The 14,970-nt window shown below is 41.3% G+C and carries 14 protein-coding genes and 1 tRNA gene; 5 read left to right on the top strand and 10 right to left on the bottom strand.

Annotated features, from left to right (window positions below):
• Positions 1-90 precede the first annotated feature (90 nt).
• Complete coding sequence (locus NIES592_RS06840) at positions 91-882, top strand: COP23 domain-containing protein (RefSeq protein ID WP_062243959.1); 792 nt, start codon at positions 91-93, stop codon at positions 880-882.
• Positions 883-1,185: 303 nt separating this feature from the next.
• Here the strand turns inward: NIES592_RS06840 and NIES592_RS06835 are convergent, their stop codons facing one another.
• Both NIES592_RS06835 and NIES592_RS06830 read right to left on the bottom strand, forming a co-directional pair.
• The gene (locus tag NIES592_RS06835; protein WP_073555268.1) at positions 1,186-2,226 is read right to left on the bottom strand and encodes a DUF1611 domain-containing protein; all 1,041 of its coding nucleotides are present in this window, start codon (positions 2,224-2,226) and stop codon (positions 1,186-1,188) included.
• The gene (locus tag NIES592_RS06830; RefSeq protein ID WP_073555267.1) at positions 2,210-3,262 is read right to left on the bottom strand and encodes a dipeptide epimerase; all 1,053 of its coding nucleotides are present in this window, start codon (positions 3,260-3,262) and stop codon (positions 2,210-2,212) included. Before NIES592_RS06830 ends, NIES592_RS06835 begins: the two co-directional genes overlap by 17 nt.
• Positions 3,263-3,507: 245 nt before the next feature.
• Between NIES592_RS06830 and NIES592_RS06825 the strand changes: the two genes are divergently transcribed.
• Positions 3,508-4,071, top strand: coding sequence for an NUDIX hydrolase (locus NIES592_RS06825; protein ID WP_073555266.1), 564 nt, complete (start codon positions 3,508-3,510; stop codon positions 4,069-4,071).
• Between the two features lie 109 nt (positions 4,072-4,180).
• On the opposite strand, the gene NIES592_RS06820 is transcribed toward NIES592_RS06825, so the two are convergent.
• The 3 genes from NIES592_RS06820 to NIES592_RS06810 all read right to left on the bottom strand — a co-directional run bounded on the left by NIES592_RS06820 (position 4,181) and on the right by NIES592_RS06810 (position 5,513).
• Positions 4,181-4,399: a hypothetical protein gene (locus NIES592_RS06820; RefSeq protein ID WP_062243938.1), complete on the bottom strand. Its 219-nt coding sequence runs from the start codon at positions 4,397-4,399 to the stop codon at positions 4,181-4,183.
• A 132-nt stretch (positions 4,400-4,531) separates the two neighbouring features.
• Positions 4,532-4,837: an ArsR/SmtB family transcription factor gene (locus tag NIES592_RS06815; protein WP_062243935.1), complete on the bottom strand. Its 306-nt coding sequence runs from the start codon at positions 4,835-4,837 to the stop codon at positions 4,532-4,534.
• 85 nt (positions 4,838-4,922) lie between these two features.
• Entirely contained in the window at positions 4,923-5,513 is a 591-nt protein-coding gene (locus NIES592_RS06810; RefSeq protein ID WP_009457640.1) for a thioredoxin family protein, read from the bottom strand.
• A 104-nt stretch (positions 5,514-5,617) separates the two neighbouring features.
• Here NIES592_RS06810 and NIES592_RS06805 point away from each other — a divergent pair, with 104 nt between their 5' ends.
• Positions 5,618-6,022 carry an NIL domain-containing protein gene (locus tag NIES592_RS06805; protein ID WP_016866660.1) on the top strand — a complete coding sequence of 135 codons (405 nt, stop codon included), beginning with the start codon at positions 5,618-5,620 and terminating at the stop codon, positions 6,020-6,022.
• 216 nt (positions 6,023-6,238) lie between these two features.
• Here NIES592_RS06805 and NIES592_RS06800 read toward each other — a convergent pair whose 3' ends face one another.
• Positions 6,239-7,306, bottom strand: a complete 1,068-nt coding sequence (locus NIES592_RS06800) for a DUF3616 domain-containing protein (protein ID WP_062243931.1) — start codon at positions 7,304-7,306, stop codon at positions 6,239-6,241.
• A 408-nt stretch (positions 7,307-7,714) separates the two neighbouring features.
• Here NIES592_RS06800 and NIES592_RS06795 point away from each other — a divergent pair, with 408 nt between their 5' ends.
• Positions 7,715-8,683, top strand: a complete 969-nt coding sequence (locus tag NIES592_RS06795) for a CHAD domain-containing protein (protein WP_062243930.1) — start codon at positions 7,715-7,717, stop codon at positions 8,681-8,683.
• 395 nt (positions 8,684-9,078) lie between these two features.
• Here NIES592_RS06795 and gcvP read toward each other — a convergent pair whose 3' ends face one another.
• The 3 genes from gcvP to gcvT all read right to left on the bottom strand — a co-directional run bounded on the left by gcvP (position 9,079) and on the right by gcvT (position 13,854).
• Positions 9,079-11,976 (bottom strand): aminomethyl-transferring glycine dehydrogenase, encoded by a 2,898-nt coding sequence (gene gcvP, locus NIES592_RS06790; RefSeq protein WP_073555265.1) that lies wholly within the window; start codon positions 11,974-11,976, stop codon positions 9,079-9,081.
• A 236-nt stretch (positions 11,977-12,212) separates the two neighbouring features.
• A complete protein-coding gene (gene gcvH / locus NIES592_RS06785; RefSeq protein ID WP_016870902.1) occupies positions 12,213-12,599 on the bottom strand; it encodes a glycine cleavage system protein GcvH in 387 nt (128 codons plus the stop codon).
• Between the two features lie 118 nt (positions 12,600-12,717).
• Positions 12,718-13,854 carry a glycine cleavage system aminomethyltransferase GcvT gene (gcvT, locus tag NIES592_RS06780; RefSeq protein ID WP_073555264.1) on the bottom strand — a complete coding sequence of 379 codons (1,137 nt, stop codon included), beginning with the start codon at positions 13,852-13,854 and terminating at the stop codon, positions 12,718-12,720.
• A gap of 348 nt (positions 13,855-14,202) precedes the next feature.
• On the opposite strand from gcvT, the gene NIES592_RS06775 reads away from it, so the two are divergent.
• Complete coding sequence (locus NIES592_RS06775; protein WP_009457618.1) at positions 14,203-14,697, top strand: pentapeptide repeat-containing protein; 495 nt, start codon at positions 14,203-14,205, stop codon at positions 14,695-14,697.
• Positions 14,698-14,770: 73 nt separating this feature from the next.
• On the opposite strand, the gene NIES592_RS06770 is transcribed toward NIES592_RS06775, so the two are convergent.
• Positions 14,771-14,844 (bottom strand) — tRNA-Arg (locus tag NIES592_RS06770).
• Between the last annotated feature and the right edge of the window lie 126 nt (positions 14,845-14,970).

Genomic DNA, 14,970 nt, shown 5'->3' with positions numbered 1-14,970 from the left:
ATTCCATACCTGAATCAAAACCAAAAAATTTTCGTCTATTGAATATAACAACTCCCTAATTTGATTGATATCAGTGTAAATTCTATGTCTATGTCATCACGAATCTTGAAATTACTTGCAGCTAGTGGTCTGGGTTTAACTGTATTTGTAGGTAATGCGATCGCCTCCGCACAAGTTGGCGATGTGGTAGTGCCAACACAACCAGTGAACGGTACTTCAACTACAACTAGTTCTTCAAGTACAACAACCAGCACTTCTACTACATACAGTACCAATGCCCGATTTAGCTGTCAAAACTACAACGGACAGTATACAGTAATGTACCAACCAGAAAGCCAACCAGGGCAATTCTTTCCTTGGGCGACTCCCCAAAGATTGGGCGGTGGCTGGGATGAATATAAACGCTGCGTGACCATAGCCCAACGCTTGGAAAGTTACCGCCCAGATGGCTTAACAGAACTCCGTAATGCCACACAGAATGGATACAATGTTCTCTGTGTAACTAGTGAAGCTAACCCAGCTTGCCGAATTGTACTGACAGTACCCCCTGGATACGACCCCTATAACGTACGCAACAGCGTCTTCCAAAACCTGATCTCAGCCGACAACGGTCAGCAAACCATAGCCGTCAATACTTATAGCAGTCGTAATAGCGGCGGTAGCCAAATCGAACAAATATATAACCAGGCTAGAACTATTTTTGGTGGCGGCAATAATAATACCCGTACATCTAAGGGGCCAGTTAATCTCAAACCTTTCTTGGATAAGAAAGATGGTGGTACTGGTAGCCAGCTTAAAAAAGGTGTAGCAATTAAAACCCAAACTCAAACCCAAACTCGGACTCAATCTGGTACTCGTCTCAATCCTAGAAATTTCAAGTAAGTCAAGAGTTAGTAGTTAGTGGTTATTAGTTATTAGTTAGTAGTTAGTAGTTGGTGGTTGGTTGAGCATTGGGCATGGGGCAAACAAGTCAAAAGTTCTTGATGCGTGAATTTTGAATTTTGAATTGATAATGTCTCCCTTGTCCTCCTTGTCCCCCACCCCTCACACCTCCCCAATCCCAAATGAGGGGTCTGACCCCCTAGCGTATCATTAACTCTTTGCTTATAATAACGCTTCCAAATAACCGATAGGACCAGCGCCAGGTTTTGCACCGTATTCACTGGCGCTTTTATTTTATTTATTTTAATTCTGCATGACGGCATCCAACAGCTTGTCAGCACCAAAACGAATTGGATCTGTACAAGGTAGTCCGGTTTCTGCTTCTGTTTGGGCGATCGCTGCTTTTGCTTCTGCTTCGCTGAACTGACGAGTGTTGAGGGCAATTGCTGCTACTGGTACTTTTGGGTAAGCACCACCTGCACTGGCAACTGTTTCATAAAGTTTGACTACATCTATTAAAGGTGGAATTGGTATACCATCAGCAACTTCTGTTTGTCCTGCCCGATGGACTAAAATCATTTGTGTTGGTTGGGAACCACGTATTAGGGGCAATGTTGCTGTGGAACTAGGGTGCAGTAGAGAACCTTGCCCTTCGATGTGCAAAATATCGTAGTTTTTACCATAGCGCATGACCATTTGTTCTACTGCCCCAGCAGCAAAGTCCACGCGTACAGCATCTAGGGGTATACCATCCCCTTCTAACATCAAACCAGTTTGCCCTGTAGGCAGAAACTTAGAACGCCAGCCCCGCAATTTTGATGCCCAGTGTAATTCTAAGCTAGTTGACATTTTGCCAACTGCCATATCAGTTCCCACTGTCAGTACCCGTCGACAGGGAAGGGTACGCGCCATCGCCGTAGCTACACCCAAATTCGGCGGTTCTTTCCGCACATCCCAAATCATTTGTCCTGGCTTCAGGAGTGCTTTTAAGTCGGGTATGGTTGATAGTGGTACGTGCAAACCATTTACCAGCGACATTCCCGCAGCTAAGGCATATTTGATGTCATGCCAGTAATCATCTGGTAAAACGCCGCCTAGAGGTGCAATGCCAATTACTAAAACTTGCGGTTTGTACTCTAGTGCTGCTGAGACTGATGCAACTATAGGTACATCGCGGCGAATACCTGTTAACTCTGGCAAGGATTGCCCTGGACATTCGCGGTCGATCGCTACTACAATCGGGGCTTCACTGTAACGTAAAAGTGATAACCCTGTTTTTCCGCGAGTTCCCTTGATTCCCTCATGCAATAAGATAGCTACTCGTTGATTAAGTGGCAGACGCACTGCGTTGTACCCCCAAGCCTGGTAAGTCGTTTGGTATAATTTTTCCTGCTTGTACAAATGCCCCTGTAAAAGGGTCATCAATTAAATTCAGGTGACTATCTAAATCTAAATAGTCAGCAAGTGGCGCTAGTTGTGCGGCTGCTGTGTTGAGAAGCGCACTATCAGAATAGCAGCCAAACATGACTTGCAACCCATTGGCGCGGGCTGTATTTACCATCCGCATCGCCTCGCTTAATCCCCCCGATTTCATTAGCTTGATATTAATTCCATCGACAATATTCGCTAATTGAGGGATATCAGCACTGGTGAAACAACTTTCATCCACAAAGATAGGTAAAGGCGATCGCATCTTAAGTTCGGCTAAACTTTGCTCTTGACCTTGTGCGAGGGGCTGTTCTACATACTTTACACCCAAATCTGCCAACCAATTACACATGTAGATCGCATCTGCTAAATTCCATCCACCGTTGGCATCAACATATAATTCCTGTGTTGGTGCTTCTTCTCGTACCGCCATCAACATTTTTTGATCGGCGTCAATACCCTCTGGGCTACCCAACTTGATCTTGAAAACACGGACATCCAGAATTTCTAACCAATCCCTTACCCTAGCTTTTGCCCCTGCGGTTGAATTAATCCCAATAGTTACAGAAGTTGGTGCGATCGCATTTCTATCAAGTCCCCATAATTGCCACAATGGTAAGCCGATGCGCTTTCCCAACCAGTCATTCATTGCTACATCTAACGCTGCTTTCGCTGCCGAAGGAATTTTGGCTGTTGTTAAAATTTGTTCTACTTGCTGCCTTTGCAATGGGCTATGTGCTTGCAAAGCAGGGGCGACTTTCTGCAAAGCATCTTTAATAATTTCTGTTGATTGCGGATAATTGCCTATACTAAACGGCGACGCCTCTCCCCAACCTTCAATACCATCATCGGAAATCTTCACCCAAACATTAGTTGTCTGTGTTGTTGTCCCACGACTAATAGTCAAGGGAAATCGTTTATTAACCGTAAAGATTTCCACCTCAATTTGCATAATTCAAATTTCAGTTTAATTCTTAGATTTTGGATTGAATCCAAAGATAATTTTTGGGAATTCTACCCTGGGAATAATTATCGGTCAACACTTTGTGTCTTTTCTACTTTTTCACTAGTATTATTTTATAAAAACCTTTGTGTTTTTTGTGTTCTTTGCGGTTCGTTAATGTAAATATTCCACCCTGTGGCCATCTATCATAACAGAAAATCTAAATATTCATTTACCCAGACTGAATAAACTCTATGGAAAAATTAAAAAAATGGCAATTATTACATTCAAAAATGGTATTAAACCATCCCTGGTGTCAAGTTAGGCAAGATGAAATTCTTCTACCAAATGGCCAAATTATAGATGATTTTTTTGTCCATATTAAACCAGAAGTAGCATTAATTTTACCCATCACTACCAATAAAGAAATTGTCTTTGTCCGCCAATACAGACACGCAATCGAAGAATTTTTTCTAGAACTACCAGCTGGCAGTTTTGACCCCAATCAAGAAAGCGCCGAAATAGCAGCGAAAAGAGAGCTAGAGGAAGAAACTGGCTATACAGCTAAAGAAATAAAAAAAATAGCTACTTTATATGATCGACCCAGCAAAGATACCAATCGATTACATTTATTTTTAGCAGAAAATGTCAGCAAAACGAGTGAACAACAACTGGATATCACAGAAGAAATAGAAGTAATTTTAATTCCTGTAGGATCAGTTTTAACAAAAATAATCCAAGGAGAAATTTGTGTGACTGGTAGTGTTGCGGCTCTGTTTTTGGGATTAAATTTAATTGAGCAATGTCATAGATATTAGATATTATATTTTGGATTATTTTTACATACCAATCTAGGAGATTGTACCATTGAGCAATTCTTCAGTCAAAATGATTCTCAGTGATTCACAACGAACAGCATGAATCCCATCAATCTAAAATTTTGGTGGGAGAATATATATACACTAGTCCTAACAACAATAATCCAAAACCGATTTGTACAGGTGCAGGAGCCAATATTAACCCCATGGCTAACAGCATTCCTCCACTAAATACAACGGCAATGCGATAGACTTCCTCCCGTATTTTTATTCCAAGAACAGTAGCACTTAAACCAATAACTAATAATAACAAATAGCTTGCCAGCATACTTATCTCCTTTAATACAACGTTGGCTACCCATCGCACCTACACGATAGCAATATTTTAAAGCTTAGAAATATCGAACAATCTCGATATAAGTAAATAAAAAACAAAATACAACAATCTATAAGCTTTTACTTATAGATCAGTGGCAACATGAGTAACAAACGTAGAAAAAGCTTCTTCATTACGACGATAGTAAGTACACTGTCCTATGCGTGTTGAGACAACTAACCCCGTATCTTCCAGCATAGACAAGTAATGAGATATCGTAGATTGAGCTAAACCAGTTTTCTTCTGAATACTACCGACACAGACTCCAACTGTACGCGGGTTTACATCCTGACAAGGAAAATTGGCCTCAGGTTCTTTTAACCAATGCAAAATTTGTAACCTAGTCTCATTCGCCAGGACTTTAAAAATATCAATATCTTTACTATCCATAATCCAATTATATCGATTTATGTCGATATATCAAGTTTAATAAATTGTTGTGAGTTAATAGTTCGTAGTTGATTGGAACAAACAACTAATTGACGACTTGACCACCATGACTACGAGGATCATCGCTGCTAGCTGGTGGTGCTACTGATGTGGAAACTTTGGAAACTTTGCCACTAGCTTGAGCATACGGCAGGGGTGACCCAACAGCCAAGGCGTCTAAATTACTTGCCATAATAGTACGGGGTTGATCGCCAATTGCTTGGGCAATGGGTTCTCCATTTTCACTCAAGAACACAAAATGGGGAATACCATCAACGCGATACTTTAGCATCTCGGGTAGCCATTTGCTATTATCCACATTCAGCATCACAAAATTCACTTTTTCTGCATACTGCTTTTCCAATGCGGCAATATCAGGAGCCATTTTTTGGCAAACAGTACACCAATTAGCATAGAATTCCACTAGCGATGGCTTACCATTGGCTAAAGCTACTTCTAGAGGAGTAGATTCCTCACCCAGCTGAGTGAGAGAAACTGTGTTACCCTGAGATTTCAAACCGAAAACAAGGCTAACACTAAGAGCGATCGCCACTATTGCGACTAAAAAGTTTCTTACACGTGTCCCAGCGTTGAATTCTGATTTAGTTGGAGATTTTCCAGAAGTATCGGTACTCATAACAGAATTTATTAAAACTTATTAAGCATTCTTATTTTCAGTTTACCGCTTTATTTAATTCTGACTTCCAACTTCCAAATTTCCCAATCCCTGTTTCCAAAACCGTGAAAAAACGAGTCACCCTCACTTTTCCTAAACGTGCCATTCAAATGCCAGTCACCTACCGACTAGCAAAAGATTTCAATGTCGCTGCTAATATTATCCGCGCCCAAGTAGCACCGAATCAAATTGGTAAATTGGTAGTAGAACTTTCTGGGGATATAGATCAATTAGATGCTGCTGTCGAGTGGATGCGATCGCAAAATATCAGCGTATCTCACACTTTAGGAGAAATAGTCATAGACGAAGAAGTCTGTGTTCACTGCGGGTTATGTACAGGAGTTTGTCCTACCGAAGCCCTAACCCTGAACCCAGAAACCTACAAACTGACATTTACGCGATCGCGCTGCATCGTCTGCGAACAGTGTATACCTACCTGTCCAGTGCAAGCAATTTCCACAAATATTTAGTTTGTTGGTAGTTGGTGGTTAGTGGTTAGTAGTTAGTAGTTAGTAGTTAGTAGTTAGTAGTTATTCCTCCACTCCTCACACTCCTCACACTCCACCCTTACGGGAAGCCGCTACGCGTCTACACACTCCTCACACTCCCCCATCACCCCATTGCCCCCCAACCCCACAAAGTGGGGACCCCTAGCCCCCCATCTCTCCCCACTCCCCACTCCTCAACTAACCTAACTTGAGCACATCTGCAATCACACTATCATCACTCACCAGCCTATGATTTGCTGGAGAATCATAAACTACTAGTAGCGAAGGTATTCCACTGATCTCTTCAAACAGCGTTATGCCTTCTGCATGATCATCTCGATTACCAAAGGGAATATCTTGTACATATTCAGGGTAGTGTAGGACATCATCTTGCAAACAGGGGTTAACATGCAAACGATAAACTTCCACTGGGCCATCTAAATCCATCGTTGGGCCTGCTAGGATCAGTAAATCTTCTCCAGCTAGATGTAAATCTCTAATTCCTAAACCATTCAAAAATACAAAATGTTTTTTATAGCATTGACCTGTTTTTGCTATTGGTTTTAGTGTTAGTAGTCCTGCTTGCAAAAGTTCTACTTCTATTTCCAAAATTACAGCCCAACCCCGTAATACTGGCCCACGCAAACCCAAAAAGATTCGATTTTGATGAACTGCTATACCTTCTATATCAAAGCCATTCTCTTTCCCGGGAATTTTGGCTTTGACAAAAAACCCCAGATGAGGATCATCTGCCAAAACTTCCATCAATATATTTGTAGACTCAGTTAATTGCAACTTAGCAGCAGTTAGCTGCATATTTGCATCTTCCGGATGGGGGCAAGATTTGCATAACTCTCCGTTAACAAGGGGAATACGTGCTAGGATATATCGATTTGGTTCCGATGCAACTTTAGCTAATCTCTGAATGTTTTTGATATCTGATTTATCTAGTTTGGGTTTTTTGCGTTTCCAGCTATGGGAACCAATAATCCAGAGATAGCTATCACTATACTCGATACCCTCAATATCAATTTCTTCCTCTTCTGGTGCAGGTAAATCAATAAATTCTGCTACACGAAATTGCTTATGTTCACCAAAATGATTAGCATTGATATAAGAAAGGCGTTCAATAGTTGAAGTTTCATCTGATCCAAACCATAGATGCTTTTCTGGTGTTAGCATTACTGCCGATAGGTCTTCTCGGTGTTCTTTAAAGCCATCAGTAAATGTGAGTAAAACCTTGTTTAGCAATGTTGAGTTTTTCATGTTAAATCTTTTCTAAGTGTTTTCCCTAGTATCATTCTTTGTTTAAGTATTAAATAATACCTGCTATTTATTTCAATTTTATAAATTTATTAAATAATTAGCTAGTTAGTACATTTTCGCGTCAAATCTTAACATTTTTAAACGCAGAAGAACACATAATTCGCCATGAGTTAATGAAAGTTCGTGCTTAGTTAGAGATTTTTGAAATCACAAATAAAATTCACGTAGCTTTACATTATTTAAGATGAACAATTATATGAATTTTCAAAAAAACAATTGGTTGTGAACATAATATTTAAGTAATTTTCTATACAAAAATTTACAAATCAAATATTGTAAATTTTAACTAATGCTATTATTCAAGAAGTATAGGCAATAGAAATAACTAGATAAGGCGTATCATTTTTTATGTCATTGGCTGTCGAACCGAAAGTAGAAAATTTTGGATATTATGCTTATTCAGCAATTCAAAAACACTTTAAGAAAACCTTAAAATGGGAATCAGAAGTTAAAAAAGATAAAGATCCGGAAGCATTACATCAAATGCGAGTGGGCATGCGCCGCTTACGTACAGCTACTAGTCGGTTTGCGATCGCTGTGAATCTACCAAAGGTTGTAAGTGATAAAAATATCGGAAAAATAGCGCGTCGTCTTGGCAATCTTCGAGACTTAGATGTATTAAAAGAAACACTTGAACATCTTTCTCAACCACAATTACCTAAAAAAGAACGGCAATCTCTACAAACAGCCTTGGATGCTTTGGAGAAACAACGGGAAGAGGCACTTGCAGATGTGCGAGACACCTTCAAAGATGAAAATTATAAAGCAATCAAACAAGCATTAAAAAAATGGTTAGATGAACCAAACTATCAACCACTAGCGTCTTTACCAATGCAGCAAGTCTTACCAGACTTACTTTTACCAGAAGTCAGCAATTTTTTACTACACCCAGGTTGGCTAGTCGGGACTGAAATCGAAGAACATCAAATAGTAGTTTTGCACAATTGGGAAGCAAAAAAAATAGAAAAAGAATTAGCAACCAACAGCAAAACTCTTCACAGTCTACGCAAGCAAGCTAAACGCACACGTTACCAAATGGAGTTATTTTCCGATTTATACAGTAAAACTTACACAGCTTATATTGCAGAATTAAAAAGCATCCAAGATATCTTAGGTTCCATACAAGACAGTATAGTATTAGCTGAGTGGTTAGAAAGTATCTTTGAATCAGAAATTCAAACTCAAATCCCCACCATTGCTGCCTTACTAGCAGAAAATCGTTACCAAATGTGGCAACAATGGCAACCATTACAAGAACGATATCTACAAGGTAAAACTAGACAAGATTTGCACTTCACAGTACTTCATCCTGCCTAAATTAACTTTAATATCATGTCCTTTTAAAGACTTATCATATCTGTGAAGTCCGGTAATTGGTAATTGGTAATGGGAAAAATCAATGCCCAATGCCCAACTGCATCAGAATAATATCGTCAGTAATTAGCCGGACTTGATATAAAATTATAGAGTTGCACAACCCTCTCTTACCCCTTCGTGTACTTCGCGTCTTCGCGGTTCATTTTTCCTCATCTGTGGATAAGTCCTGTTACTGAAGCTTTTAAACTTACTATGCTGCTGTTATAAAAAACAATTAAAACATATACATAAACAAAAGACGCACACCAATCAATCATCTGTCTTTATCAGTGTGCATCTGTGTTAATATATCCTCCTCTGGGCAAGCAGAGACAAATTCAAGAATCAGCCTTAACTTACGAATAGGCCTCCATAGGCAGACAAGAACAAACAAAATTCCTGTCTCCAAAAGCGGCATCAATACGCCCAACAGCAGGCCAGAATTTGTGTTCGCGTGTCCAAGGCGCAGGATAAGCAGCTTGTTCACGGGAGTAAGGATGATTCCATTCTCCGATAATTAGACTTTCGGCAGTGTGGGGTGCATTTTTCAGCACATTATCTTGCACATCCGCCTTACCTGCTTCAATTTCGGCAACTTCTTGACGAATACTAATCATCGCATCGCAGAATCTATCCAACTCTTCCTTAGACTCGCTTTCGGTGGGTTCCACCATGATTGTACCCGCCACAGGCCAAGAAACAGTAGGTGCGTGGAAGCCATAGTCCATCAACCGCTTGGCGATGTCATCAATTTCGATGTTGGCGGATTTTTTGAGCGATCGCAAATCTAAAATACACTCATGAGCAACATACCCATTTTTGCCTTGATACAAAATAGGATAGTGTGCTTCCAGCCTTTTAGCGATGTAGTTGGCATTGAGAATAGCCACTTTCGTAGCATCCGTCAAACCTGTTGCACCCATCATCGCAATGTACATCCAGGAAATTACCAAAATCGAAGCACTACCCCAAGGTGCAGCCGAAACAGCCCCTATCGATTTTGGATTGTAGTCTGGCATCGCAATCACAGCGTGTCCAGGCAAGAATTCTACTAAATGGGCAGCTACACCAATTGGCCCCATACCAGGGCCACCACCACCGTGGGGAATACAAAAGGTTTTGTGTAAGTTCAAGTGGCAAACATCCGCCCCAATATCTCCCGGACGACAAAGCCCCACCTGGGCATTCATATTTGCCCCATCCATGTAGACTTGTCCACCGTGGCTATGAACAACAGCACAAATTTCCTGAATTGCTTCCTCAAACACGCCGTGGGTAGAAGGATAAGTCACCATCAAAGCAGCGAGTTCATTGCTGTGCTTTTCTGCTTTTGCCTTGAGATCATCCAAATCAATATTACCTTCAAGATCACAAGCCACGGCCACCACTTTCATCCCACACATCACCGCACTTGCTGGGTTAGTTCCGTGGGCAGATGTGGGGATTAAGCAAACATTGCGGTGTGTTTCCCCGCGACTTTCATGATACTTGCGGATTATCAGCAACCCAGCATATTCACCTTGAGAACCAGCATTTGGTTGCAGAGAAATTCCCGCAAAGCCAGTAATTTCTGCTAACCATTCTTCCAATTGCTGGAAAAGAATTTGATAACCTTGAGTCTGTGACTCGGGGGCAAAGGGATGAATTTTACCAAATTCTGCCCAAGTGACTGGAAGCATTTCTGAAGTTGCATTCAACTTCATCGTACATGACCCCAAAGGAATCATTGATGTAGTTAATGACAAGTCTTTGGTTTCCAACTTGTGCAGGTAACGCAGCAACTCGGTTTCTGAGTGATAACGGTTGAAGATGGGGTGAGTGAGGTATGAGCTTGTACGCTTAAGGGGGAGGTGGGGAGTGTGAGGGGGAGGGAGAGTAAACTCATCTCCCAGGGCGAAAATTTCTAACAGGTTTTGCACATCTTCAATTGTGGTTGTTTCATCCAGCGAAACACCTACAGCAGTTTCATCAAAAATCCGCAGGTTAATTTTTTTTGCTTCACAACCAGCAAGAATTTCTTGTAAACTACGGGTTCCTAGTTCTACGCGAATGGTATCAAAGAAACTTTCAGAACTAATTTTATAACCCAGGTTTTTCAATCCTGCTGCCAAGGTTCCAGTCAATGTGTGGATATTCTCGGCTATTTTTTTCAATCCTGCTGGGCCGTGATAAACAGCATACATACTTGCCATCACTGCCAGTAACACCTGTGCCGTACAAATATTACTAGTAGCTTTTTCTCGACGGATGTGTTGTTCGCGGGTTTGCAAAGTCAAACGTAATGCTGGTTTACCTTGGGCATCTTTGGATACGCCCACAATCCGTCCTGGGACTTGCCGCTTATACTCTTGTTTGGTAGCAAAGTATGCTGCATGGGGGCCACCGTAACCCAGGGGAATACCGAAGCGCTGAGTACTACCAACAGCTATATCAGCACCAAATTCACCCGGAGGAGTCAATAGTGTCAGACTCAAAGGGTCTGCTGCTACCGTTACCAATGCTCCCACAGCATGGGCTTTTTCGACAAAAGCGCGGTAGTCGTAAATAGTGCCATCACTGGCGGGATATTGCAGAATTGCCCCAAAAATCGGTTCTAAGAAATCAAAAGATTCATGGTCGCTGATGATAATCTTGATTCCCAAAGGCTTAGCCCGGGTCTGCAACACATCAATAGTTTGGGGATGGCAGTTTTGCGAGACAAAGAAGGCATTTGCTTTATTTTTGCAAATACCATAGCTCATACTCATTGCTTCGGCTGCGGCTGTTGCTTCATCTAGTAATGAAGCATTAGCAATTTCCAAACCCGTCAGATCGATAATCATAGTTTGGAAATTCAACACTGCTTCTAGTCGCCCCTGGGCAATTTCTGGCTGATAAGGAGTGTAGGCAGTGTACCAACCAGGGTTTTCTAGAATATTACGCTGTATCACCGCCGGAGTGATAGTGTCGTAATATCCCATACCAATGAATGAGCGGAAAATTTGGTTTTTTAAAGCAATTTCTTTTAACTTTGCTAGTGCCGCGTACTCACTAAGTGCTTCTGGTAAATTTAAAGCACGAGGTAGCCGGATGGACTGCGGTACTGTTTGGTTGATGAGATCATCTAGGGAAGAAACCCCCAGCACATCCAGCATTTGCTGTATGTCATCGGCATTAGGACCAATATGTCTTTGTTTAAAATCACTTAATTTTTCAGTGCTTTCGCCCAGAATTTGCTGATTACCTGACTGGGGACGAGGAGCAGATATTACCACAAAGAGCTTCTCCAGACGTTACTATTTCATATTTTGCAATAAGTATGCTTGATGTGTTGGATCTAAAATATCAGTTCATCTAAGATTCATCAAATTTTCCCGGACAGCATGGGGGATAGGGAGGACAGGGGAGACAAGGGGGACACGGGAGAATATCAATGAAAGAAATACTCCTCACACTCCACCCTTACGGGAAGCCGCTACGCGTCTACACACTCCCCACCTCCCCACTCCTTCTACCCCTCCACTTCAGCACTATATTCCTGTGCTGTGAGCGCATCATCAATTTCACTAGGGTCATTCACCCGTACTTTAATAAACCACCCCTCACCGTAGGGATCTTCTGCTATTTGTTCGGGAGATTCGATCATCTCCTCATTACGTTCTATAACAGTGCCAGTTACTGGTGAGTTTAAATCTTCAACAGCTTTTACGGATTCGATTGTGCCAATTTTTTCTCCCTTGGTAACAGCGTCACCAATCTCTGGCAATTCCAAAAATACAATATCTCCCAGTTGATCTACGGCAAAGGCGGTAATACCAATTGTGGCTATTTCACCTTCTAGGCGGACATATTCATGAGTATCTAAGTATCTTAAATCCTGTGGATATTCCAAAGACATATCACTTCCTTTTCCACATGCAAAAATTTAACATGGTTAATGACTAATGGCTAATATAGCGGTTTTCTATAGCAGAAAATACAGGTTTTTGTAGGTTCACACCGCTATGTACCTCTGTTTATTTTGTGATCCGAGTTTGAGAACGGTAAAAAGGTTTCTTAACCACTATCGCTGGGTATGTTTTACCACGAATTTCTATATCTAGCTGCTGACCAGTGTTTGCTAGCTGGGTGGGAACATATGCTAGGGCAATGGGATAACCAAGTGTCGGTGATAATGTACCACTAGTTACCTCCCCTACTATTACACCTGCTGATAACACTTGGTAGCCATGACGGGCAATATTGCGTCCTTGCATTTGCAAACCGACTAGTCGGCGCTGCACTCCCGCAGCTTTTTGTCGTTCCAAGATAGGACGCCCAATAAAATCTCCTTTGGTATCAAGATGCACTAACCAACCTAAACCTGCTTCTAAGGGCGTGGTGGTATCATCAATATCTTGTCCGTAAAGTGCCATTGCTGCTTCTAGTCGCAGAGTGTCTCTAGCACCAAGTCCACAGGGAATGACGCCAGCCTCAACAAGACTACGCCATAATTTTACGCCTTCTTCTGGGTCCAGCATCACCTCAAATCCATCTTCGCCTGTGTAGCCTGTACGAGCAAGGAAGGCGGGTTTACCCAAAATCGATGCTTCTAAGTGTCCGAAGGCTTTCACTGATGATAAGTCTGCTTCCACAAAAGGCTGAAGCAACTCAACAGCTTTTGGCCCTTGGACAGCAACTAAAATTTTTTCTTTGGAAAGGTCTTGAAAATTGATTTCTTGAGTGTCAAGGTGTTGCAACAGCCATGTTTTATCTTTACTGGTAGTCGCAGCATTGACTATCATCACTCCCTGCTGTTCGCCGTCAGAGTTTTCCCCTTGATAGTAGAATATAATGTCATCAATGATACCAGCGTTTGGATTTAGCAAGACGGTGTATTGAGCTTGACCTAGTTGCAGACGACTTAAGTCTGATGGAACCAGGTACTGAAGTTGTGCAATAAGGTTTTTCCCTGTGAGGGTAAATTTGCCCATGTGGGAAATATCGAATATCCCGGCAGCATTTCTTACTGCTTGGTGTTCTGTGGTAATGCCGCTAAATTGTACAGGCATTTCCCAACCACCAAAGCTAGTGAGCCGCGCTTTGAGTTCTTGGGCAAGAAAATATAGAGGTGTTTGATATAGGGGAAGGGCGTTTTCTTCTGGTTTAGCCACGGGCAATTTTTTCTGAGGTCAACATCTTATATACTACGGAATTGATTCAGGTAAGGGCTGCGATCGCTGGCATTATTTAAACCACAAATACACAAACGACACTAAAAGCGATCGCATTTTTTCCATAGCAAAAAACCTGCCTGCGATTCAAATCCCAGTCTCATCACTCAAGTCTGCTTAAGCAGACTGTTTAATTTATTTGAGTATCTAAATCCCAAACCGTCTTGAAAAGCTTTGATCACCGGAAGCCGCAAAGCGTCTACAAACTTTTCGCAAAATCCAAAATGGTATTAACCATGATGTTTAATAATTAATTGTGTAAGTGTTGAGATTTATTAAGTTAAAGTTATGAAGTCTTGGCGAGTATTTGCAGTCCTTATCTTAGCTATGGTGGTGCTGTTGTTTCCCCTGTCAGCAGAAGCAGCAAAATCTTCCAGCAGCCGTTTTGCAGGCTATAAACAAATGAGTAATGCAGATTTTTCTGGACAAACCCTAATCCGTGAAGAGTTTACTAAGGTGAAACTGGATAAAGCTAATTTTAGTAATGCTGATTTACGTGGTGCTGTTTTTAACAATGCGTATTTAGAAAAAGCAAATTTACATGGTGCAGATTTTACCAATGGTATCGCTTATTTAGTTGATTTTCGGGATGCTGATTTAAGTGATGCAATTTTTACAGACACCATGTTGCTCTATTCTACTTTTGATAATGTTGAGATCACAGGTACTGATTTCACCAACGCAGTTTTAGACGGGCCAGAATTGAAAAAACTTTGTGCTAGGGCAAATGGTGTAAATTCTAAAACTGGTGTATCTACTAGAGAATCTTTAGAATGTAGTTAATATTTATTGGTTAGTAGCTGGTTGTTGTTACAAAAATCAACAACCAACCGCTAACAAATAATTCTTTGCCAAACGAGCGTGGAGGGATTCGAACCCCCGACCTACAGAACCGGAATCTGACGCTCTAATCCACTGAGCTACACGCCCTTGCACTACTGACAAATGCAGTCGCAATATAAAAATTATAGCATAAAAAAGCTATAAATATAGCTTTTTTTGGCGTTACTGAATCAAAATATGAATCAAGCGTTACAAATATCACAGGAGTAAGGG

Source organism: Fischerella major NIES-592 (assembly GCF_001904645.1).
Lineage (GTDB): Bacteria > Cyanobacteriota > Cyanobacteriia > Cyanobacteriales > Nostocaceae > Fischerella > Fischerella thermalis.
Note: the sequence above shows the minus strand (reverse complement) of the source record. Positions and strands in the feature narration are given on the sequence as shown.